Source organism: Klebsiella sp. NPDC088457, assembly GCF_044900465.1.
Classification (GTDB): domain Bacteria; phylum Pseudomonadota; class Gammaproteobacteria; order Enterobacterales; family Enterobacteriaceae; genus Klebsiella.
This window is the reverse complement of sequence record NZ_JBJDNH010000007.1, coordinates 111,233-133,634: the sequence shown is the minus strand read 5'-3', so window position 1 is coordinate 133,634 and position 22,402 is coordinate 111,233. Positions and strand designations below refer to the sequence as shown.

General features: G+C 54.9%; 16 protein-coding genes and 3 pseudogenes. 7 read left to right on the top strand and 12 right to left on the bottom strand.

From position 1 onward, the window contains the following. Positions 1-253: 253 nt before the first annotated feature. A pseudogene (locus tag ACI2JR_RS06720) lies at positions 254-325 on the bottom strand (hypothetical protein); the annotation flags it as partial. On the opposite strand from ACI2JR_RS06720, the pseudogene ACI2JR_RS06715 reads away from it, so the two are divergent. Then, a pseudogene (locus ACI2JR_RS06715) lies at positions 303-413 on the top strand (single-stranded DNA-binding protein); the annotation flags it as partial. The pseudogenes ACI2JR_RS06720 and ACI2JR_RS06715 sit on opposite strands and share 23 nt — an antisense overlap. Positions 414-582: 169 nt before the next feature. On the opposite strand, the gene ACI2JR_RS06710 reads toward ACI2JR_RS06715, so the two are convergent. Beyond that, entirely contained in the window at positions 583-1,077 is a 495-nt protein-coding gene (locus ACI2JR_RS06710; RefSeq protein WP_132728575.1) for a MarR family winged helix-turn-helix transcriptional regulator, read from the bottom strand. Between the two features lie 86 nt (positions 1,078-1,163). On the opposite strand from ACI2JR_RS06710, the gene ACI2JR_RS06705 reads away from it, so the two are divergent. Together ACI2JR_RS06705 and ACI2JR_RS06700 are read left to right on the top strand one after the other, a co-directional pair. After that, entirely contained in the window at positions 1,164-1,730 is a 567-nt protein-coding gene (locus ACI2JR_RS06705; protein WP_132728577.1) for a class I SAM-dependent methyltransferase, read from the top strand. A 107-nt stretch (positions 1,731-1,837) separates the two neighbouring features. Further along, positions 1,838-1,999, top strand: a pseudogene (locus ACI2JR_RS06700) (transposase); the annotation flags it as partial. Between the two features lie 146 nt (positions 2,000-2,145). Here ACI2JR_RS06700 and gcvA read toward each other — a convergent pair. Further along, entirely contained in the window at positions 2,146-3,024 is an 879-nt protein-coding gene (gene gcvA / locus ACI2JR_RS06695) for a transcriptional regulator GcvA (RefSeq protein WP_462478163.1), read from the bottom strand. A gap of 112 nt (positions 3,025-3,136) precedes the next feature. Between gcvA and ACI2JR_RS06690 the strand changes: the two genes are divergently transcribed. After that, a complete protein-coding gene (locus tag ACI2JR_RS06690) occupies positions 3,137-4,033 on the top strand; it encodes a DMT family transporter (protein ID WP_132728581.1) in 897 nt (298 codons plus the stop codon). Positions 4,034-4,139: 106 nt separating this feature from the next. Here ACI2JR_RS06690 and ACI2JR_RS06685 read toward each other — a convergent pair whose 3' ends face one another. Further along, positions 4,140-5,129: a GlxA family transcriptional regulator gene (locus tag ACI2JR_RS06685; RefSeq protein WP_132728583.1), complete on the bottom strand. Its 990-nt coding sequence runs from the start codon at positions 5,127-5,129 to the stop codon at positions 4,140-4,142. Positions 5,130-5,390: 261 nt separating this feature from the next. On the opposite strand from ACI2JR_RS06685, the gene ACI2JR_RS06680 reads away from it, so the two are divergent. After that, on the top strand, positions 5,391-6,227 hold the full coding sequence (locus tag ACI2JR_RS06680) for an alpha/beta fold hydrolase (RefSeq protein ID WP_132729015.1): 837 nt from the start codon (positions 5,391-5,393) through the stop codon (positions 6,225-6,227). Positions 6,228-6,393: 166 nt separating this feature from the next. Next, entirely contained in the window at positions 6,394-6,579 is a 186-nt protein-coding gene (locus ACI2JR_RS06675) for a hypothetical protein (protein ID WP_462478162.1), read from the top strand. A gap of 57 nt (positions 6,580-6,636) precedes the next feature. On the opposite strand, the gene ACI2JR_RS06670 is transcribed toward ACI2JR_RS06675, so the two are convergent. Further along, a complete protein-coding gene (locus tag ACI2JR_RS06670; RefSeq protein WP_132728587.1) occupies positions 6,637-6,987 on the bottom strand; it encodes a DUF1304 domain-containing protein in 351 nt (116 codons plus the stop codon). 172 nt (positions 6,988-7,159) lie between these two features. Here ACI2JR_RS06670 and ACI2JR_RS06665 point away from each other — a divergent pair, with 172 nt between their 5' ends. Beyond that, on the top strand, positions 7,160-8,446 hold the full coding sequence (locus ACI2JR_RS06665) for a citrate synthase (protein ID WP_462478161.1): 1,287 nt from the start codon (positions 7,160-7,162) through the stop codon (positions 8,444-8,446). A 207-nt stretch (positions 8,447-8,653) separates the two neighbouring features. On the opposite strand, the gene ACI2JR_RS06660 is transcribed toward ACI2JR_RS06665, so the two are convergent. From ACI2JR_RS06660 to ACI2JR_RS06630, 7 genes are all read right to left on the bottom strand, one after another. Next, positions 8,654-9,712 carry a tyrosine-protein phosphatase gene (locus tag ACI2JR_RS06660; RefSeq protein ID WP_462478160.1) on the bottom strand — a complete coding sequence of 353 codons (1,059 nt, stop codon included), beginning with the start codon at positions 9,710-9,712 and terminating at the stop codon, positions 8,654-8,656. A gap of 9 nt (positions 9,713-9,721) precedes the next feature. After that, a complete protein-coding gene (locus ACI2JR_RS06655; RefSeq protein WP_132728600.1) occupies positions 9,722-10,579 on the bottom strand; it encodes a PTS system mannose/fructose/sorbose family transporter subunit IID in 858 nt (285 codons plus the stop codon). Beyond that, entirely contained in the window at positions 10,576-11,370 is a 795-nt protein-coding gene (locus ACI2JR_RS06650) for a PTS mannose/fructose/sorbose/N-acetylgalactosamine transporter subunit IIC (protein ID WP_132728602.1), read from the bottom strand. Before ACI2JR_RS06650 ends, ACI2JR_RS06655 begins: the two co-directional genes overlap by 4 nt. 41 nt (positions 11,371-11,411) lie before the next feature. Further along, complete coding sequence (locus ACI2JR_RS06645; protein WP_132728604.1) at positions 11,412-11,885, bottom strand: PTS system mannose/fructose/N-acetylgalactosamine-transporter subunit IIB; 474 nt, start codon at positions 11,883-11,885, stop codon at positions 11,412-11,414. 11 nt (positions 11,886-11,896) lie between these two features. Continuing rightward, positions 11,897-12,328, bottom strand: a complete 432-nt coding sequence (locus ACI2JR_RS06640; RefSeq protein ID WP_132728606.1) for a PTS sugar transporter subunit IIA — start codon at positions 12,326-12,328, stop codon at positions 11,897-11,899. A 279-nt stretch (positions 12,329-12,607) separates the two neighbouring features. Beyond that, positions 12,608-13,459, bottom strand: coding sequence for a MurR/RpiR family transcriptional regulator (locus ACI2JR_RS06635; RefSeq protein ID WP_462478159.1), 852 nt, complete (start codon positions 13,457-13,459; stop codon positions 12,608-12,610). 299 nt (positions 13,460-13,758) lie between these two features. After that, positions 13,759-22,323: a GH36-type glycosyl hydrolase domain-containing protein gene (locus ACI2JR_RS06630; RefSeq protein ID WP_462478158.1), complete on the bottom strand. Its 8,565-nt coding sequence runs from the start codon at positions 22,321-22,323 to the stop codon at positions 13,759-13,761. Positions 22,324-22,402 lie beyond the last annotated feature (79 nt).

Here is a 22,402-nt window from a genome sequence, read left to right as displayed (position 1 = left end):
TCAGCTGCCTATTCAATCTACATGATGAATAATATGGATACCGGTGGTTACACCTCTTCCAACGGCATCGGACTTGACCTAAACCCAGCGAAGGCAAATAACGCCCGTCTTGGCGATCCTATTCGTGAGTTATTCGGTCGCTATCGCTTTTACCCTGATTACGTTGTGCAACCGGTAACGCGGTTTGACCCGGATGACCCGACCCGCATGATCGTTGAAATGCTGATTTGCCTGGGTGTCGGCGATATTGCATTCACAAATGGAGATAACGGCGTACCATCTCGATACTCTCCCATCCTCCCATTTCCTGCAGGACAGATAACGGAGAGGCTACTTTCTGGCTGGGTGTCATTGCCTTTGATAAGCAGGCTGATGCTCTGGCTAAACACCGTAAAGGCGACCTTACCGAGATTGGCTGCTGCTCATCGTAGCGCGTCAGTTTGGACGTTACATAAAGCATGAGGATCGCCCAACGGGTAAAGCAGAAAAGGGTTCCCGCGGTGGTTCGCATCGAAATTGATGGTATCCGCATAGGAATATGCGGATACCACCGGACGAGGCTGGTCACCAGAATGACGGTGCTCAGGAATTCGAGTCTGACTCCGCCGCAGGCGCTGAGGGATGCTTAACCCGCATCTCTCCCAGGTTAACGGCAACACGGCGCAGGGCGGAAAGCAAGGCCGAGCGCTCATCAGGACTAAATCCCCGAACCGCCGCTTCGGCGATCTCTGTAAGTACCTGTTTTGCTTCCGGCACGCGCTGTCTGGTTGTAACCGATAATTCAAAACGACTGGATCGCCGATCGTGCGGGTGAGGCGTTCTGACAACCACGCCGTCTCGCTCCATCCTGGAGAGCAGCGCGGCCATCGTTGGTTGCTCGACGTCGATGAGTTCGACGAGCTGCTTTTGCTGAAGCGGTCCATTTTCCTCCAGTGCGGTGATCACGGGAAGGTAGGCCATTCCAAAGCCAAGTGGGCGAAGACGAGCTTCAAAATCCCGCATAAGCAACCGCGAAGCATGATTGATCCAGAATGTCGGCTGTTCGCTAGGGTTCCAGGTATTGTCATGATTTTTCATAGCATGCTATCTTCCATTCGGATTTATTTATAGTATGCTATATAAAAAATTGGCTGGTTCCAAGATCCATGTAACAGGAGAATTTGATGAAAGCCCCGACGACATGCCATGAGTTCGATAAAGCCTACGCAGCCCTTTTCACTGTATGGGGCGACTTTCGCATTCCCAGTGAGGTAAAGGAGCTCATCGACAGGATCACTCCGGCCCGTGCCCTGGAGCTCGGCTGCGGCGTCGGCCGAATTTCGCGCTATATGGCTGGTCTGGGATTAGAGGTCACCGGAGTCGATTTTTCGGCGCTGGCCATAAAAAAGGCAAAAGAGCGAGTGGCCAATGACCAGGTGCGACCTCAATTCCTTGTTGATGATGTCCGGACAATGACGTCCGTGACCGGGCCGTTTGATCTGTCGGTGGATATCGGCTGCTTTCATTGTCTGGATCGCGACGGGCAGGCACATTACGTGGCCACACTGGGGAGGCTACTCCGCGAAAGGGCTACCCATCTTATGTGGGTGATGGACAATGCCCCTGGCGAGCAGTCGATGTCTCCGACGGATATTGCTGCGACGTTCGCACCAATGTTCAGCCTGGCGAGGGTCGAAAACCGCAAGCGACGGCTGGTTTCGTCGCACTGGTATTGGTTAACCCGTGTCTAAAATCTCTCACCTCGGCTCTGAGGCTGAGTGGATAAACGGTACGTGGTGCTTAATAAGGATATAGGCCAGATTGTAGTGGCACAGTAAATTTGGCCACCTGATTAAAGGTGATATTCTCACCTCAACACAAAACAGGTGACTTAATGAACAAGAAAACTAAGCGTACTTTCACCCCCGAGTTCAGGCTGGAATGTGCACAGCTGATTGTTGATAAGGGCTACTCCTATCGACAAGCCAGTGAAGCGATGAATGTCGGTTCTACCACGCTTGTACAGCGGCAGGCTTGTTTAGTCGTTAATAAACCTGCCATGATCCGATCTCATCGGAAGACGCGGCCTGATGCTTCAGGCCGCAGAGTGCCCGCTCCCTTGAAGCTGCGAATGCCCTCTGCTTTCCCGGCACCTGAGCGTTCGACTCACGGTTTACGCATACTGAGCAGCCAGTCGTGGAAACAGCGATTGGCTGGCGATAACAGCGCTGATTCGTGATATACCAGATGATAGGCTATCGATGACGCGACCGGTAGCGCCAGCGGAATAATCAGGCGCTTCTGCGCAAGTGCGGGCGCAATCAGCGAAGCCCGTAACAGCGCCACTCCCATCCCGGCTAATGCCGCTTCAATCACGCCATTCGAATCGACAAACACCGGACCGCGCGCCGCATTTTTATCCTCAATACCGGCTATCTGACACCACAGCATCCAGTCCAGACGATGCTCATCATGCAGCAGCGGCAACTGCAATAGCTGGCGGGCGGAGGAGAGCTTCTGCTGCGGTGCGATCAGCCGTGGGCTGCAGACCGGCGTCAGTTCATCATCCAGCAGACGATATGACAGCAGGCCGGGATAAACCCCGCTGCCGTGACGAACGGCAAAATCAATCCCTTCGCTGAGCAGATCCACCCGCCGATTGGTGGTGCCAATCTGTATTTCAATCTCCGGATGGCGCCTTTCAAAATCCTTTAGTCGCGGTAGCAGCCATTGAATCGCAAAACCGCTGGTACAGCTGATCGTCACTTTTTCCAGGCCCGGTTGCTGTTGTAGACGTTGCGTCGCGGCGGCAATCTGACGGAATGCGGGTTGGATTGCCCGCAGGTAGATTTCGCCAGCCTCCGTCAGCCTTAGCTGGCGCGGCGTCCGCAGGAAAAGGCTGATATTCAACGTCGCCTCCAGGCGGGCGATTTGCTGACTGACGGCGCTGGCGGTGACGCAAAGCTCATCAGCGGCCAACTTCAAGCTGAGCAGACGCGCAGCGGCCTCAAAGCAGCGCAATGCATTGAGCGGAGGCAATTTCATTCCGACGCTTCCTGAGTTTAGAAAAACTTAATCGTCTAAGAATAACGCGTTTGTCGCCCGTTGCACGCCGGTTTTACAGTAGCGATCCGCTTGTGCCCATCTGGAGTTTATTATTCGTTTTAGCGATTACTGCCGTCTGCTGTTGCTCGCTGCACTATGGGGGGCCAGCTTTCTGTTTATGCGTATCACCACCCCGGTTTTCGGTGCAATCAATAGCGCCTTTTTGCGCGTACTTTTCGCCTGCATTGGCCTTGCGCTTATCTTGCTTGTCCGCGGCGCTGCATGGCATTTTCATGGTAAATTAGCCGTCGTGCTGAAGCTTGGGATCATCAACTCCGGGATCCCTTTTTTAATGTACTGCTTCGCGGCACAATGGCTACCTGCCGGCTACTCCGCAACACTTAATGCGACTGCTCCGTTAATGGGCGTGCTTATCGGCGCGCTCTGTTTCGCCGAACCGCTTAACTTGCGCAAAGGCAGCGGTGCCGCGCTGGGCGCCGTCGGCGTGGCGGTGATAGCTCATCCGGAATCCAGCTCTGGCGGTCCGGCGATGCTGGCGGGAGTCACGGCGTGCCTGGTAGCCACTGCCTGCTACGGACTGGCTGGGTTTCTGACCCGCAGAGCGATCCACCAGCAAGGCGGTATGGCGTCAGGGCTGATTGCCTTTGGCAGTCAGATCGGCGCGACGCTGTTCCTGTTACCTTTTTTCATCTGGACATGCTGGTACGGCCCGGCAGTGGAATGGCAACAATTATCCCCCTGGGGGGCAATCATTATTCTCGGGGTGGTCTGCACCGCTGTGGGTTATCTCCTTTACTTTCGTCTGATCGCCGATATTGGTCCTCTGCGCTCGCTTTCGGTGACCTTTATGATCCCGCCATTTGCGGTGATGTGGGGCTATCTGTGTCTGGGGGAGACGGTGGATAGCGCCTTTATTGTCGGGACGCTGCTGGTGGGGCTGGCACAGTGGCTCATTATTAGCCCGCCGAGAGTGGGGGGGACTGGCTGACTGCCTGAGTAAACCGCGTCATAGCATTAACGCCGTGCGATGCTCCCCCCCTAAACCGCCAACGCACGGGAATATGCCGAAGGCGGCGTCAGGCGCCGGTAGCCCCTTATTCCAGCCCAAAACGTTCCCGGTACTGGCTGGGGGTGACACCGGTGATTTTACGGAAAATCTTGCGGAACGCTGACGGGTCGGTGTATCCCACTTCCCAGGCAATCCGGTCCGCTGAGCGCCCCGATAGCTCCAGAGCATCCCGCGCTTTCATGATGCGGACCTGCTGCAAATATTCCGTTGGCCGCACGCCGGTCGCTTTCTGAAATCGGCGCAGAAAGGTGCGCGGAGTCATTCTCGCCAGCTCCGCCATGTCATCAATGCTTTGGTGCGCGGAATAATGAGCATGCAGATGATGCTGGACGCGCAGAATCTCGCGGTCGCCGTGCTCGAAATGAGGGATAAACGCCGAGTAGGTATTCTGTTTGCGGCGGGGCGGGTCAATGAGTAAAAACCGTGCCGTGGCCAGCATTGTCCCGGTTCCCAACAGTTTCTCGATCAGCGTCAGGCCGAGATCGGTCCAGGCCAGAATGCCGCCAGCGGTGATGATATCGCCATCGTCGATAACCATATTTTCCGCCGCTACCTCTATTTCCGGGAACCGTTCCGACAGCGTCTGCGCAAACGCCCAGTGGGTGGTGGCGCGGCGATGATCGATCAGCCCGGTTTCCGCCAGCACGAAGGCCCCCGCGCAGACCGAACACAGCGTGACGCCATCATGGTACAGGGCGCTCATCCAGGCGGCGGGCGCCGTCATGGGCCTCATCCGGGCCGGCATGACCAGGCTGGGCGGGGCGATGGCGTGGCTCAGACGATGCGGCGTCTCCGGATGGCTGTCCCAGACGCATTCCACGGTATGGGTGTCTGGCATGACCTGCCAGTGCGACACCCGGATAGCGCGAACCTGTTCCTCGCCGGAAATGCTCACCGCCCAGTCCGCCGCGATCCTGAACATATCCGTCAATCCATAGACCGCCGCCAGCTGGCAATCGGGATAGATCAGCAGACCAATCTCGGCCACAACCGTATTTTCAACAGATTTTTTCATTTGTCACTTTTGACTCTTATAGTGTCATTTTTGACAACTCTATCTCTCGCCGTATTTCCTGACAATAGCCCCATCGGACAACAACAGCGATGATCTGAACGATAAGGAGTACGTATGCCACACTCAGTACCTGAACAGTTTGCGATTTCACGGCGACGCCTGCTGATCCTCAGTGGCACGCTGTCAGCCGGTATCGGGCTTGCACTCTCGCCTTTCGCCCGGGGCATGACATCACTCTCATCACCGACAGGAGATATTTCCATGAGCAACGGCATCATCACCACCAAAGACGGTACCCGTATTTTCTACAAAGACTGGGGTCCCAAAAATGCGCAACCCATCGTCTTTCACCACGGCTGGCCGTTAAGCGCCGACGACTGGGACAACCAGATGTTATTCTTTTTATCTCAGGGCTATCGGGTAATAGCCCATGACCGCCGCGGCCACGGACGTTCCGATCAGACCGATACCGGCAACGAGATGAATACCTACGCGGCCGACGTCGCTGAGCTCGTCAGCGCGCTGGATCTGAAAAATGCCATCCATATTGGTCACTCCACCGGCGGCGGCGAGGTGGCGCGCTATGTCGCCAGGGCGGAAAAAGGGCGCGTGGCGAAGGCGGTATTGATGGGCGCGGTGCCGCCAATTATGTTAAAAACGGCCGCGAACCCGGAAGGGCTGCCGTTATCGGTATTCGACGGTTTTCGTGCTGCGCTGGCCAGCAACCGCGCGCAATTCTTTATCGACGTGCCGTCGGGCCCGTTCTACGGCTTCAACCGCCCGGGAGCGAAGGTCAGCCAGGGTCTGATCGATAACTGGTGGCGCCAGGGCATGGCAGGTGGCGCGAAAGCGCAATATGACTGTATCGCCGCTTTCTCTGAAACCGACTTTACCGAGGATCTGAAAGCCATCGAGGTGCCGGTGCTGGTGATGCATGGCGAAGATGATCAGGTGGTGCCAATTGATGACGCTGCGCGTAAGGCGATTAAACTGCTGAAACACGGCACGCTGAAAACTTACCCGGGGCTGTCGCATGGGATGTTTGCTACCCACCCTGAGCAGATTAACCCGGACCTGCTGGCGTTTGTAAAATCCTGACTCCATGCGGGATGAGCCAGACTCGCCTGCCGTCGCGGGTCTGGCCTCTTGCTAAGCGGGCTGGAGCATGTTGGTATGACGAGGCGATCTCTGGCCGGGGATGACTGACGCGGTCAGCCGGGCAGAGATCTTCTGAATGCCACGACTCGCTCAAGGAACTGATAGCATGATAAAGGATTACCTGATAATTGCTTACCTTACCGCGCTGGCCTGCTGGCCGGTGACCTTAACGCTTGTCGCCGTGGCGGCTGGGGCGTTGTTGTACACCGGGCATCGTCTGCTGGGGCTGGTGACGATCGCGTTGTTTGTGCTGGTGGCCTTTGCCGCGTGGCAGTTTGAACGCTATCTATGACCCCCCACCGACCTCCCCGGGCCCCCGTTCGCTACGCGGTCTTCTGAACCATCCAGATTAGCTGACGCCCATGGCAATCAGCGCCGCCAGGGCCGGAAGCGCCTGCACATAAAGTATTTTTCTGCTGGCGGTCGCGGCGCCGTAAACTCCGGCCACCAGTACGCAGCTCAGAAAGAACAGTTTAAACTCAAATCCGTTCTCCGCACCCCACAGCCCCCACAGCAAACCGGCGGCTAAAAAACCGTTGTACAGGCCCTGATTGGCGGCCAGCACCCGGGTGTCGCGTGCAAAGTCCGCGCTCAGGTTAAATGCCTTCCGACCCGCCTTGCGCTGCCATAAAAACATCTCAAGGATCAGAATGTAGATGTGGATTGCGGCGACGATAAAAATAAGCGTATTAGCTAACACAATAGTCCTTACTGGAGAGAGCGCCGGGTGAGTACAGGTAAAACCCGTATTTATGGCGCTTTTGGCTGTTTATATCAAAGAATAGCCGCATCACACTGGCTATGTTGGCAATTCTGCCTGGAGAATCGCTTCAGGTTACTAACAGGCTTGCCGCATAGGGGGAATTTACAGGATGGGAACGAAACCGTTAATACTTTCTTTAGATGAACAGCAGGCGATTCCCCTGAATACGGTGTCCGGGACGCTTGGGCAGGTGAGCGTTGATATCCGCGATCTGGCTCCGTCCGGGATATATAGCTTCGATCCCGGTTTCAAAAACACCGCGGGGTGCCAGTCGGCTATTTCCTATATTGATACCGACAACAGCGTTCTGCTGCACCGCGGCTATCCGGTTGAACAACTGGCCCGGGAGTGCGAGTTCCTGGAGGTCGCCTGGATTATGCTGTACGGCGAGGCGCCCGATGAGGCGAGCTATCAGGTCTTTCGCGAAAAAATTACCCGCCATACGCTGGTGCATGAACAGATGTCGAAAATGTGCAGCGGCTTTCGTCGCGACTCCCATCCGATGGCGCTGATGTGCGCCATGGTTGGCGCGCTGGCGGCGTTCTACCACGATGTGTTGGATGTTGAAAACCCTGAGCACCGCGCTCTGGCCGCCACGCGTTTGCTCTCCAAAATGCCCACTCTTGCGGCAATGAGCTATAAATTTTCCATCGAGCAGCCGGCGGTATACCCCAAAAATGACCTCTCGTATGCCGGAAATTTTTTGCATATGTTGTTTGCGATCCCGGCGGAAAAATACCAGGTTAATCCGGTCATTGAACAGGCGATGAACCAGATCCTGGTGCTGCATGCTGACCATGGGCAGTGCGCCTCCACGACCACGGTGCGAGCGGCAGGATCTTCCGGGGCGAATCTGTTCGCCTGTGTGGCCGCCGGTCTGGCTTCGCTGTGGGGGCCAATGCATGGCGGTGCCAACGAGGCCAGCATGCGTATGCTGGGGGAAATAGAGACCGCAGACCAGGTGCCGGCTTTCATGAGCCGGGCGAAAAGGGACCCACAGGCTTTTCGCCGTCTGGGCTTTGGCCATTCACGCTATAAATATCGCGATCCTCGTGCCGCGATTATGCGTGAAACTTGCCATCGGGTGCTGGCGGAGCTGGGGATGTCCGATCGGCTACTTCAGGTGGCGATGACTCTTGAAGAGGTGGCGTTGAACGACCCGTATTTTGTTGAGAACGGACTCTCGCCCAGCGTCGATTTTTATACTGCCGTCATCCTGAAGGCGATAGGATTGCCCCCTTCGATGTTTGTGGTGATTACCGCGGTAGGGCGCACGTTGGGATGGGTGGCGCACTGGAATGAGATGCACGAAGCGCCGCTCAATATTTACCGCCCGCGTCAGATCTATACCGGGGAAGCTCCGCGGGATTATGTTTCCCGCCGCGGCGGGAAATAGCGATACCGTGCTGACCCTGCAGACTTATGGCGCTGTTTGCTCTTGCAATCATTCATAATAAAGCCAGGATATCGATATTATATCCGTCCTGGTGGGATAATCATCCGGGAAAATCAGTCGATTCCCGGATAAGAGCCACGGTCAGGCAGCGCAGTAGGCTGCGATTTCTTTCCTTCAATACCGCGAGGGGCATTGATGCATAACAGATCAGCTATTGGCTAAATAATTCTGTTGCAGCTGTGAAAAATCCTGCTGTGAAAAACCCAGCTCGTTGTGGATATAGTTAGCTACGCTACCGGAATGGGCTTTGATCGTGTTAAATACTTCGATAATAAATGATTCACGGGTGTCGATTAACGTGTGAAGATAATCAAGGACAGCCTCGTCATCCGTTATTTTGCGGTAAGCTGCCATTTTTATAAGATTACGTTCCATGCGGTTGGCCTGAGTGAGCATGTAATCGGCAATGATATCTGCTTCGGAAACGCCGAGCATTGCGAGCACCAGAAGAACACCATAACCCGTGCGGTCTTTTCCGCCACGGCAATGCTGGATATTTGGCGCGTTGTCCGGATCGAGCAGGACATTAATCATTTCCTTAAATGCCTGCTTAGACGTTTCGCTGGTCACAAAGTGACGATATTGCTCTAAAACCTGCTCACCTCGGCCGTTGATTAATTCGGCGGGGATGTCGCGCATCACGCTTTCAATTAATGCGCGATCCTCATTGCTGGGTTCCGCAGAAAACTGTGCGGCCAGTTCTGCCGTTTGTGCAGTGGCATTCAAATGATATGTTCGATCTTCACCGATATGGCAGTTCGGGCTTTTAGCGATTTCATTTTCGCTTCGGTAATCGATAATCGAGCGAATGTTCAGGCGTTTGATGTAGGCCAAAGCCTGGCGATCGAGGTTGTATAAATGGTTGGAGCGGAATAACATGCCCCATTTAACGGTTTTCCCACCGGCTGCGGGGTAGCCACCACAATCCCTGAAGTTGTTTAACCCGGAAACCGGCAACGTGCGCTCGGCGAACAGGACGGATTGGCCGCTGTGCTCCAGAATAAAATAGACCCGTTGTTCGGCCTGCAAAGGATCCTCAAGCTCATAGGGGCTAACGGCATGCCGAGTAATAAGATGGCGGTCTTTTGTTTTGACATCATTCTCGGTGGTCCAGTAAAGCACCGCGTTATCCGTCGCTGCGGTAAAAGACAGTGTGAGATGATGGTTATTTTTTCTTAATACTGACGGGAGCTGACATAAACTCATTTTTAATCCTTATGCTAAAATACCGAAAGTCGAACAAATAACGCCCAATACCATCATGGCGATAATGAGTGACACGGTATATTTCCCACGAAGCCTTTTGACGAGGAAGAACACGCCCAAAGAAAAAAGCAGGGTTAATAAGTTAGGGGTGACTTTATCAAACATCTCCTGAACTTTGATGGACTGTTCGCCCACCGCAATAACCAACGGCGTCGATATTTTAACCGTCGTGGCGATGAGTGAACCCAGTACCATAACCCCAACGACATTGGCGATGTTAGTGATGCGCTGAATGATGTTTGAATTTTTTGACTGCTCGATTAAATCGACACCTTTATTATAGCCATAGTGAATAAAGAAATATTTGGTGCCAATATTGACGATGTTAAATAAAAGGAACATCAGGATGGGGCCAATGAGGTTGCCCTGCAGAGCAAAAGCCGCACCGATGCTGCCGCAAATGGGTAGCCAGGTGAATTTTAGCAGGCTGTCGCCTAAACCTGCCAGCGGTCCCATCAGTCCGGCTTTAACAGAAACAACGGCATCTTTTTCTTCTTCAGTTGTTTTTTCTTCCAGTGCGGCTGTTACGCCTAAAATCAGCGCCCCGGTGTTTATTTGCGAGTTAAAAAACTCGAAATGGCGCTGCATCGCTCTGATTCGTGTCTCTTTATCGGCTTGTTCATACAATTTATCAAGAACGGGAATCATACAATGCGCAAAGCCGATAGTTTGCAGCTTTTCATAGTTATATGAAAATGACATTGTCTGAAGATTCCAAAAAATACGATTCAGATCTTTTTTATTGAGTTTTCTCTCGAGAGAAGCCGGTTCTTCACTCACCTCTGTAGCGGTCTTTGCTGTGTTCATAGATCGTACTCCTCTTCAGATGTGGCGACGGGATTTTTTTCGTCCGGAGGCGTGTTTTTAGTATTGTTAATTCCATTGGTGTAAGCCATATCATACAAAACGGCAAACGCCAGGGCGATAAATGTAATCGGGATAATCGGCAGTTTTAAATAAGTAGTCAGAATGAATCCGAGCAAGAAGAAAAACCACATCCGGCCTTTTAATAACATCAATAGCAGAATACATACGCCGACGGCCGGGATCATTTTCGAGGCGACGCCCATACCGGTTAAGATATTTTCGGGTATTGCCGCCAAAATTTTACTCACCAGATCGCCGCCGAAGTAGATCGCCAGAAAACAGGGTACGGCACGAATGAAAAACCACAGCGGTGTGGAAAAGTAATGTACTTTAATCAGCCCCTTGTAGTCGCCGTTATGGATAGATTTATCCGCCCAGACGTTCAGGAAGCTGGCGAAAGAACGCCATATGATGAGTAGCTGCTGACATAAAATAGAGACCGGGACAGCAAGCGCAATCCCTGCGGCGATCCCCCCTTTGGATGCGATACCCAAAGCTACGCCGATGATGGAGCCGGCAATAATGTCAGGGGCGGAATAGGCGCCAACATTGCCGATCCCCATCCACATCAGTTCCAACGTGGCGCTGATGGCGAGTCCCTGGACCATATCACCCATGATAATACCGGCAACCGTCCCGGTTAACAGAGGTCGGCGAAGCATTTGTGGACCCACATCATCCATTGAGCAAATACCCGCCCAGATTGCGACTAAAAGTGCTTCAATTAACATTTAATATTCCTCATTTATTATAAACTAAATGTCTTATGCACTTATTTAAGCAGGGTACGCAGCTCAACGACGGGGTCTTTAGGCACCATTTGTATTTCTACAGCAATATCTTTGGCGATCAGCGACTTAAATGCTTCTTCTTCTTCCGGCGTCACGGCAACCGCGCGGGTCAGACTTTTTCGGCCTTCCTGCATTCGCATGCCCCCGACATTCAAGGTGGTAATAGTTAAACCATTTTCCACCAGCATATTCACATCAACACTGTTGGTGAATAACAGCATGGTGCGTTTCTTTATTTCCGTTTTCTTCAGCACATCAATGAATTTTTGTACCCCAAAAATGAGGACTTTCAACTCCGGCGGCGCCGACATGGTCAGTACGGATTGCTGGACTTTATCGTTTGCCACTTTATCGTTAATGATTAGCACCTGCTCAATATCATGATTTTTTACCCATGTCGTCATTACCTGACCGTGGATAAGGCGATCGTCTATTCTTGCAACATTTACTGGCATGGTATTCCCCCTTAAAGTTCGGTTGATTGCTCAGGCTGTTCGTTTAAAATATTCCCGACGTTAAAACAACTTTCCGGAAATACCTCTTCAATCAGTTTGCTAACCGCAGATAAAGGCAGATCGCGGTTGTTAAAGACTTCGAGTAGCGTGGGAATGTTAAACCCGCAGAATAAAACAATATCATCATAGGTTAACACCAGTTCACTGGCTAAATTACAGGGCGAGCCACCCAGCATATCGACAAGAATGAGAACACCGTGTTCTTTATTCAGCGTATGGTAGGTCGCAGCCAACTGCGCACGCACATCGTTTATATTGCTATCTTCCTGGATGGAAATAACGGCAACATTGCTTTGTTTACCCATGAGCATCTCTGCACAGGTGAGGGCTCCCTGAGCAAAGGGACCGTGGCTGATTAAGATGACGGGAAGTTCTGCGGGCATAGTTTTCCTTCCTTTGTGACATTGTTACTAACATTGGATTTAATGATAGTAATACTATTACTTTCAGGTGAAAGAAACACTATGAAACGATATTTTGACTGATATGTGATAACGATCGCTCTTTATCGCTGAGGCGGCTTGCGGTCTCAACAGAGGGGACGTTTGCTAACCGGGGATTTTAGAATAAAGGCGAATACAGGACGCGGCGGCAGAGTGCGCCAGGCTGGCGTGGCGGGGGATGCGATCCTTACACGGGCGCGGTCCCCGTAGCAATGGGCTTCAGGGTTTATGGTTTTGACGATAAAAACGCTCGGCGCGCATCTGGATCTGTTTGAGTAAGCGCTCGTCATATTGCTGGACGAACAGATTCGTCACCAGCATGTTAATCACCGCCAGTTGCGACATTTTGGAGCGGATCGGAATCAGGCGTGAGACGCTTTCCGTTGAAACCGTATGCAAGACGAGGTCAGCCAAAGCGGAAATACGGCTTTGTCCCATTTTCGTGATGGCAATGGAAGGCACCCCGAGCTGCTGCGCCAGAGTGAGTAGCATGACGCCCTCCTGGTTCTCACCAGAATGCGAGATAATAATCAGCAAATCATTTTCATTTAAGGTATTAACAATACTAAACTGGATGCTATAGTCCAGATGGCAGCTTACATCTTTTTTAATTTTAATCAGCTGATATTCCAGCTCTTTACCGACAAGACCACTACTGCCTGCGCCATAAATAACGATTTTATGGCTCTTGCGGATCAGAACATTGGCTTCATGGAGCGTGTTGGCGTTGGTAATAGCATGCGTTTCATCAATGGATGATTTCTCGATCTGCAGAATTTTAGCATTCACCGCTTCAACTGAATCATCGAGACTAATATCTTCCTGAAGGAATTTATTATTGCTTGTGGTGCTGGATGAGGTCATTAAATCAATTTTAAGATCGCTGAACCCCTGATAACCGAGCTTGTGGCATAAGCGCAGAATGGTGGTGGTACTTACCGCGTTCACCTTGGCAAGCATCTGAATACTCATGCTTTTTAATGACTGTTTGTTTTCAATGATGTAATTGGCAACATTCCGTTCTTTGGCAGATAGTTCGTGACTAACTTCACGGATTTTTACGTCGAACATTTAACAGCCTTCATCATATTAAGAATATTGTTGCGATAATCATACAATTTAATAAAGAAAACATCAAGTTATAAACAATATTGCTTAATTTCATGTGGTAACCGGATAATTAAATAAGATATTTCGCCGTTGTTGAGGTTTTTTTAAATTAAAGGGGCGGTGATTTACATTCAGAGATTGTCGGCTATAAATAACCGTCGGGCCAGATGTGATTAAACTCAGTCCGCGATATCATCCTTAACGTCCGCAGCTCCTATCCGCGTATTAACGCTAATCGTTAATACGCGGGAGATCCCGGTCTACTTCTGAATAATATCGACCGTGTGGCTTTGCCCGTCCGACAGCAGCGGGATGTTGTCATCCGGCAGCACCACGCCATCCAGCGTAAGACGATACGCTTCATTTCCACGGGTGACGGTAATGTGGTACTGAGTGTCGCCATGCTGATAGGTCAGGCTAATCGCCGGCCACTTGTCGGGAAGCCGGGCGTGGATTCGCAGTGTCGTGCCGTGGCGTGTTATCCCCAGCAGCTCTTCCGTCAGTAAACGATAGGCCCAGCCTGCAGAGCCGGTGTACCAGCTCCAGCCGCCACGGCCGCCATGCGGGGCTACGCTGTAGACATCGGCGCTCATCACGTAAGGCTCTACTTTGTAGCGCGCGACGGCCTCGGCGTCCAGGCTATGGTTCAGCGGATTGATCGTTGACCACAGCTGCCAGGCTCGTTCGGTATCTCCCATACGCGCAAAAGCCATAATGGCCCAGATCGCGCCATGGGTATACTGCCCGCCGTTTTCCCGCACGCCGGGCAGGTAGCCCTGGATGTAGCCCGGGTTCGGGCCGCGCCCGTCGAAGGGCGGCGTGAGCAGTTTTATCAGCCCCGTTTCGCTATCCACCAGTTGCTTATCCAGCGCCTGCATCGCCTGAGCGCGACGTGTCGGAGAGGCGGCAGCGGAGAGTACCGACCAACTCTGGGCAATGGCGTCGATCTGGCACTCCTGCGCGCTGGCGGAGCCCAGCGGGTCGCCGTTATCAAAATATCCCCGGCGATACCATTGCCCATCCCAGGCCGACGCTTCGAGGCTTTGCTGTAAACGCGTCGCCTCGGTGCGGCAAAGTGTCGCTATATCGCGATCCTGGTGGTGTTCAGCGAGGTCGGCAACGCGCTGTAAAATGTCATACAGGAAAAATCCCAGCCAGACGCTTTCGCCTTTGCCCTCAAGCCCCACCAGATTCATGCCGTCATTCCAGTCGCCCGCCCCCATCAGCGGCAGCCCATGCTGGCCAAACCGCAGGCCATGGCGAATGGCTTTTACGCAATGTTGCCATAAGCTTTCCTGGGTGGCGCTGACGGCCGGGGTTTCATAGAGCGACTCTTCACCCGGCGGCAGCGGCTGCCCTTCGAGGTAGGCAACGCGATGTTCGAGAATGCTGATATCGCCTGTGGTTTCGACATAATGGCACACCGCCAGCGGTAACCAGAGATAGTCGTCCGAGCAGCGCGTGCGCACGCCGTTGCCGGCAGGTGGATGCCACCAGTGCTGGACGTCGCCTTCAATAAACTGGCGCGAGGCGCAGAGCAAAATCTGCTCACGCAGCCGTTCCGGCGCGTTGTGGCTCAGCGCCATCGTATCCTGGAGCTGATCGCGGAAACCAAACGCGCCGCCGGACTGATAATAACCGCTGCGCGCCATGATGCGGCAGGAGAGGGTCTGGTACATCAGCCAGCCGTTTACCAGCAGATTCACGGTGATATCCGGGGTATTGACCACCACGTTATCCAGCTTATCGTGCCAGTAGCGGTGAACGTTGCTCAGCTCCTCGCGGACCGCCTCCTCATTTAAATAGCGGGCGATCGTCGTATTGGCCTGCTGTTGATCCTCCGCCACGCCAAGGACAAAAATAAAGGTGCGCTGATCGCCATCGATCAGGGTGGTGGCCGACTGTACCGCCCCGCAGGGATCGACGCCGGCGCCGGTTTTATCCGAGAGCCGGTGCTGCTCTAAAGCCAGCGGTTGAGCGGGAGAGCCATTACGACCAAGAAACTCCCGGCGATCGCCGGTCACAGAACAGTGTACGCCGCTGACGGCAAAGAACGCGGTACGTTCGCAACCGCTGCTGTTATAAAAGTTGTTGGCCAGAATCCCGCATCCTCCCGTTACGCCTGCGGCGTGGGTAATGATATGCAGGGCGGAACGCGTGCGCGACTCACCAAGCGTCCACTCGACATAGCCGGTCACCGAGAGTTTTCGCGTGCGGCCAGAATTGTTGCTGAGCGTCAGGAGGGCCAGTTTGACCGGCGCGTGTTCGGCCACCAGAACGGTCAGTTCGCTGTCAATCCCGTCTTGACGGTGCGAAAAGACGCTGTAACCGAAACCGTGGCGGGTCAGATAATCCCCCTGGCCGCGAACCGGCAGCGTGGTGGGCGACCAGACGACGCCGCTTTCTTCATCGCGCAGGTAGAAGGACTCCCCGCTGCGGTCGCTGACGGGATCGTTTTCCCACGGCGTCAGGCGATATTCGTGGGCGTTTTCATACCAGCTATAGGACTGGCCGGCTTCTGAAATGACGCTGCCGAAATCCTTGTTCGCGAGGATGTTCGCCCACGGCGCCGGAGTGGGCTGGTTTTCTCTGAGCACAATCTGATATTCGCGCCCGTCCTGAGAAAAGCCGCCCAGCCCGTTAAAACAGGAGAGCTGCCCGGTATCGGGAGTCCAGGGAATATGCTGGTTTTTCTCGCTCTTAAGCTGGGGGACCAGCTGCTGTTGCGAGGTGGCGGCCAGCTGAATGCGATGATTAAGCTGCTCTTGTAGCCCGCCCGCCCGATCGTCCAGATAAATTTGCGCCACGCTCATCAGCAATATCCGGTCTTCCGCCGAGAGGTGCTCGCCATTACGCACAAAAATACCGCCCGGTTTGTCCATCAGGCTGGCTTCGGAACCGGCGTGAATCAGATCCATAATCTGATTCTGCAGCACCTGTCGATAGCCGTTCTGGCTGTCGTTGAGAATCACTAAATCAACGGCCAGGCCTTTCAGCCGCCAGTAATGATGCGCCAGAATCAGCGTGGTCACCGAGTCGAGACTGTCGTCGCTGGTCACATTCAACAGCACGATGGGCAGGTCGCCAGAAATAGCCCATCCCCATAAGCCGGACTGACCCCGGCGGTTGCGGCTGATGATCTGCTCATCGGCGCGCAGCTCTGGCCCCGGGTAGAGTATGGCGCCGGCCAGACGGTTAAACAGAGTGGCATTGTCTTCATTGACATTGATTTGTCGTAACAGGATATGGCTGTGCGACCACACCAGTTCAAAGACGCGATCGGCAATCGAGCGGTCGCGATATTTTTCCGCCAGCGCCAGGCTGGCGGAGCGGGACTCGCTGACGCCATAAACAATATCAATCACCACCGGGATGCCGGGCGGTAAAACGAGAGACTGGCGGATCGCCATGATTGGATCGAGCACCGCCCCGACGGTATTGCTCAGCGGCCCGCTCTGGCGGGCGCTCTGCGGGTTGCCAGGCGTTCGGCCACGCCCGATGAAACTGGCGCGATCGGTCTCAAATGAGGCGGGTTTATGCGCGATGCCATGGACCACCATCATATGGAAGAGCCAGGGCGAACGCTCTTCCGGCGCGCGAGAGCGACGATGGCAAAGGATCGCCTCATGAGCGGGCGACAGCTCGCTCTGAATAAATAAATTACTGAATGCCGGATGCGCCAGATCGCCGGCGGCAGGCGCCAGAACCACTTCGGCGTAAGTCGTCAGCTCAATGGCGCGCGGCTGGCGGCCGCGGTGCAGCAGAGTGACCCGACGCAGCTCAATATTGTCTTCCGGTGAGACCACGATTTCGGTTTTGACGTTGATCGAGCCATCGGTACGTTTAAATTCGGCGCCGGCTTCGGTAAAAATGACCTCGTATTTGCTGGCATCCGTGCCGGTCGGTTGCCAGGTATTGCTCCAGGTTTCCCCCGTTTGCGGATCGCTGATATAGCAGAACGCGCCCCAGTTATCGCGGGTGGCATCGCTGCGCCAGCGCGTCAGCGCCAGGTCATTCCAGCGGCTGTAGCCGCCGCCGGTATGGGTCAACATCAGGTGATAATGGCTGTTGGATAACAGCTGAACCTCCGGCACCACGCTGTCGGCGCTGGTAAATATCCGCGGTTCATAGTGCACGGGTTTCAGCCCCCCTTCATGGGACTCAAAATGGCGTCGAGGACTGTAGAGCTCCACCGCGTCCGGGACGCGTTCTTGTAACAGCAGGCTGGCCGAACGGAACGCGGTGCTCGACATAAATCGCTCGACCATCGGCGCGTTCAGCAGCACGTGCGACAGCGCCTGAAACGTCATGCCCTGATGATGCGCCATCCACGAATGAACCACCGCGCAGCGTTGCCCGCTGGCAAGGCGCGAAGGGGTATAGTCCAGCGCTTCATAAAAGCCGTATTCCCCCCTGGCGCCGAGGCTTTCAAGCCGGAAGAGGTTGTCACAGGCTTTCTGCGGCTCGACCATCAGCGCAAGGAAGGTCGCATAGGGGGCGATGACCACATCGTCGGCAAGCCCGCGGCGTAGACCGAGCCCTGGAACACCGAAGGCCTGATACTGGTAGTTTTTTAGCACATCAAACGCATAGTAACCGGACTCCGAAACGCCCCACGGGATGCCGAGCTCTTTCCCCCAGGCGATCTGGCGTTTCACCGCTGACTGGCTCATCTCGTCGAGCAGACTGCCGGGATAGGTCGGCATCACCAGATTTGGCATCAGATATTCAAACATCGACCCGCTCCACGACATCAGCGCGGTTTCGTTATCGATGGTGGTAAACAGACGCCCGAGTGAGAACCAGCTTTTCTGCGGCAGCTGGTTAGTGGCAATGGTCAGAAAACTGGTCAGACGGATTTCGGAAGGCAGCAGGTCGTAGTGGCTCTTATCCAGCTGATCTCTGTCGCAGTTATAGCCGACGCTGAGCAGGTTGGTCACTTCGCTGTACAGGAAGGTAAAATCCATCCGCGCATGTTCGCTGAGGCGCTGCTCCAGCTCGCCGATGATATCCAGCCGCAGGCGCGCCTGTCCGATGGCGGATGCGGATGGCGTGCCTTCCCCCGTGTGTTTGGCCTGCGCCAGCCAGCTGAGCGAAGGCAGCGGCTGAGAGCCGTAATCCGCCGGCAGCCAGCCCAGCAGATGCGACCATTCGTGGCACATCAGGACCAGCTGATGCTGTAAATGCGTTATCCAGCGCAGCACCCGCGCGTCCTCATGACGACACAGGCTGTGCAGGTGGTTGCACTGATTGCGCATATTTTTCAGTTCATGCCATAGCCGGGCGGGAGGCAGGGCGGCGGCGCTGGCGCAATGTTTACGCAACAGCCGCAGCGCGGTTGGCGCCCGCGGCCCCCAGCGTTTTTCCAGAATTCCCAGCGTATCGTCCAGCCCGGACAGCACCTGCGTGCCGTTGAGGACCGGCTGATTACGCATCGCCGATAATCCCGCCTTCAGCGTCAATAAATGCCCGGCCATGTTGCCGCTGTCGACGCTGGAAACGTAACGTGGAGAGAGGGGGGCGAGGGTACGGGTATCGTACCAGTTATACAAATGCCCCCGGAAGTGCTCCATCTTATCCAGCGTATCGAGCGTGAGGGTGATCCGCTGTAAGACTTCGCCGGACGGGATATAGCCAAAATCCCACGCCGTCAGGTTGCCCAGCAAGGAGAGGCCAATATTGGTCGGCGAGGTGCGATGCGCAATCACCGGCTGCGGTATTTCCTGGTAGTTGTCCGGCGGCAGCCAGTTCTCTTTTGCCGTGGCAAAGGTTTCGAAAAAGGCCCAGATCTCACGGCCGCTCTGACGCAGCAGCCGGGTTTGCTCTTTATCCGCGGAGAAAGTTCTGCGCACTGGCTGGCGGCTTAAGCCGCTGAGCAGCAGCGGGGCCAGGCACCAGAGCAGGCTGATGGGGATCGCTATCGTCGACAGCCAGGGGGAAAAGTGGAAGGCCAGCGCCGTCAGGGCGCCCGCGCAGGCGATGTTGCACCACATTGCCCGGTAAAAGCGCAGCGGCGAGCATTTTGACCGCTCGTTCTGCAGGCTGAAGCTGGACCACTGGCTAAGGTTGCGTTGGCTAACTCCCAGACGCCATAGGGTCACCGCCATGGCATACAGCGAATATCCCGCCTCGTGGGGCAGGGTGATGAAGTTCAAGCCGATCCGCGAAAGGCGTTTCAGCGCGCCGGCGGCGACCAGCGAGAGGTGTTTGCCGATGGCGCGTCGCGCCGGTTTATACAGCAGATCGTGGGCCACCGCCAGCAGGGTCGGGAGTAGCCACACCAGCGCCAGCATACTGAGCCAGTAAAGCGGGTTCGCGGTCCACAGTAGCGCGCAGAAGAGCAGGGTCAGCAGCGATGGCGCGACCAGGCTACGTCGCAGATTATCGAACAGTTTCCAGCGGGAAAGCGCGGAGAGCGGGTTTTTAACCCGGCGGTTGTCTGCTTTTCGAACGCGCGGCCTCAGCCAGTTGAGAAGCTGCCAGTCACCGCGGATCCAGCGAATGCGCCGCGCGACGTCAGACAGATAGTTATTGGGATATTGTTCATAAAATAACACTTCGCTTAGCAGCCCCGAGCGGGCGTAGCACCCTTCCAGCAAATCGTGGCTGAGCACCAGGTTCTCCGGGCAGGTATCTTTCATCACCAGGGTAAAAGTATCGATATCGTAAATACCTTTGCCGACAAACGAGCCTTCGCCAAAGAGATCCTGATAGATATCGGAAGACATCATCGCGTAGGGGTTATTTCCCGCAGCCGCGCTGCAAATGGCGGCGTAGCGTCCCTGCCCGCCGGGCGGCATCTCCTCGGCAAGGCCGGGCTGAAGGATCCCGTAGCCTTTGACTACCCGCTGACGTTCGGGGTCATACAGCGGACGATTGAGCGGATGCGCCATCGTGGCAATCATCTTATGCGCCGTATCGCGCGGCAGGACCGTATCGCTGTCGAGGGTAATCACATACCGGATGGAATCTGGTCGTTCATGAGGCTCCGCCTGCGTCATGGTGGAGAACTGCAGCTCTGGCTGACGCAGCCAGCTGTTCAGCAGCGCCAGTTTACCGCGTTTACGTTCATGGCCCATCCATACCTGCTGCTGAGGATTCCATTCAGGCGTTCGATGCAGCAGATAGAAAAGGGGACGTCTGGCCGGATAGCGTCGGTTCAGGTTTTGCGTCTGTGAGACGGCCCAGGCGAGCAGGGCCTCGTTTTCCGGCGAGCTTTGGTGAGCGGCGTCAGGAAAATCGCTCAGCAGGGCAAAACAGAGGTTATCGCTCTGATTACCCAGCCAGCAAATCTCCAGGCTGGTGAGCAGCTTGTCGAGGCTTTCCCGGCCGGTGAGCAGACAGGGAATAACCACCATGGTGGCATATTCGGCCGGGATGCCCGCGGAAAAATCCATACGCGGCAGCGGCACCGGCGTGCGAAAACGGGTTGTCGCATCGCTGAGCAAATCGCTGGCGAGCTGACTGAACACGATGATCCACAGGATGGCGACCGGCAGCAAAAACCAGCTCATCCCCTGCTGGTGAGCGTCATGCACCATCAAGGCGGCCAGCGCGGTAGTCACCAGGCTCAGGCTTCCCAGCCACAGCAGCAGCGGGATACCGTTTAAATTATTTTGCAGCCGGGTAAGCCACGACATCTTCGTTGATAGCAGCAAATCGAGGCGTGGGCGACCATCGCCGACCAGAAAATAGCCAATGTGGTTGCCCGGGGCGGCGGCGGGTTCAGCCCGCGCCAGCGCCAGCACGCGGTCGGCGACTTCCGCTTCGTTGAACAGGCTGTGTCGGGCCAGGGTCTCAATAATGTGCCGGTACTGGTCCCGGGTATCGAAGTGCATCAGCGGATAGACGCCTGCGGGATCCTCACGCAATGTTTGCTCCACCACGCTCATGGCTTCAGCGAAATCGGCCCAGTTTGTTTCACTGAGCAGCCTGAGACCGGCAATGCTGTTGCTCACCGAGAGCTGGCTGGCGGCGAGCTGCTGGTTGAAGCGATGGATAAGCGCGTCGGTGGTAATGCCGTGTTCGGCAAGGCGTTGCTCCACCCAGGTCAGCGGCAGCGTCAGCATGTTGCCGCGCCCCTGCAGACGGCGGACCAGTTCGGCGACAAATGCGCTGCTCAGCGGGGGGCTGGCGCGCGCCATATCGGCGATCACCATAATTAAATCGGCGGGGGTATTTTCCGCACAGTCAAAAATGCGCGTCACCCAGAGGTCTGCCAGATTACGTTCTTCCTGCGCTTTCGCCACCTCCATACTCACCCGGCGGAGATTTTCAATCAGCGCCAGACGCAGCATGCCGGGCAGCGCCCACAGTTCGCCTAGCGTCAGCGATGTGACCTGCTGATAGGCGGTGATATAGCTGGTCATACTGGCGATGTCCCAGCGGCCGTCGCCATGGGCGATCGCCTCAGAGGCGATATCATAAATCCGCGGGCAATGATGCGGGGAGGCCAGAGGGGGAAGCCCTTTGCCAAAGTTTTTCGGCAGATGCTGACGAACGACGCGAATTTGTTCCTCAATCAGATAATAGTTATCCAGCAGCCACTCGCCGGCAGGCATGATGCTGGTTTTATTACCGCTATTGAGCATGTAGCAATTCCGGGTAATCACCGCTTCATTTTCATCAAGCCGTTTAAGCAGATAGTAGGGCAATCTGACCGGCGATAGCTTATGCGAGCGCGCCAGCTTTTGCCCATACCTCTCCATTTGCAGCGTTGAAAAGAGTTCGGTCTTGATTGTGTGGGCATTTATGGAGGGGGGGGCGACAGGATTCAGCTCAACACGATGTGCGGGATTAAACCATTTTTTAATCTGAATATTCATAGGGTTGCTCAGCCGGTGATGTTAACACGCTGAAGCAGTTGCGAAATCAGTTTATAAACATGATATCAAGAGGAAGGGA

Coding starts and splice junctions, on each gene's coding strand:
- ACI2JR_RS06710 (WP_132728575.1), bottom strand. CDS start 1,077: ATGAAAAATCATGACAATACCTGGAACCCTAGCGAACAGCCGACATTC.
- ACI2JR_RS06705 (WP_132728577.1), top strand. CDS start 1,164: ATGAAAGCCCCGACGACATGCCATGAGTTCGATAAAGCCTACGCAGCC.
- gcvA (WP_462478163.1), bottom strand. CDS start 3,024: ATGAAATTGCCTCCGCTCAATGCATTGCGCTGCTTTGAGGCCGCTGCG.
- ACI2JR_RS06685 (WP_132728583.1), bottom strand. CDS start 5,129: ATGAAAAAATCTGTTGAAAATACGGTTGTGGCCGAGATTGGTCTGCTG.
- ACI2JR_RS06680 (WP_132729015.1), top strand. CDS start 5,391: ATGAGCAACGGCATCATCACCACCAAAGACGGTACCCGTATTTTCTAC.
- ACI2JR_RS06675 (WP_462478162.1), top strand. CDS start 6,394: ATGATAAAGGATTACCTGATAATTGCTTACCTTACCGCGCTGGCCTGC.
- ACI2JR_RS06665 (WP_462478161.1), top strand. CDS start 7,160: ATGGGAACGAAACCGTTAATACTTTCTTTAGATGAACAGCAGGCGATT.
- ACI2JR_RS06660 (WP_462478160.1), bottom strand. CDS start 9,712: ATGAGTTTATGTCAGCTCCCGTCAGTATTAAGAAAAAATAACCATCAT.
- ACI2JR_RS06655 (WP_132728600.1), bottom strand. CDS start 10,579: ATGAACACAGCAAAGACCGCTACAGAGGTGAGTGAAGAACCGGCTTCT.
- ACI2JR_RS06650 (WP_132728602.1), bottom strand. CDS start 11,370: ATGTTAATTGAAGCACTTTTAGTCGCAATCTGGGCGGGTATTTGCTCA.
- ACI2JR_RS06645 (WP_132728604.1), bottom strand. CDS start 11,885: ATGCCAGTAAATGTTGCAAGAATAGACGATCGCCTTATCCACGGTCAG.
- ACI2JR_RS06640 (WP_132728606.1), bottom strand. CDS start 12,328: ATGCCCGCAGAACTTCCCGTCATCTTAATCAGCCACGGTCCCTTTGCT.
- ACI2JR_RS06635 (WP_462478159.1), bottom strand. CDS start 13,459: ATGTTCGACGTAAAAATCCGTGAAGTTAGTCACGAACTATCTGCCAAA.
- ACI2JR_RS06630 (WP_462478158.1), bottom strand. CDS start 22,323: ATGAATATTCAGATTAAAAAATGGTTTAATCCCGCACATCGTGTTGAG.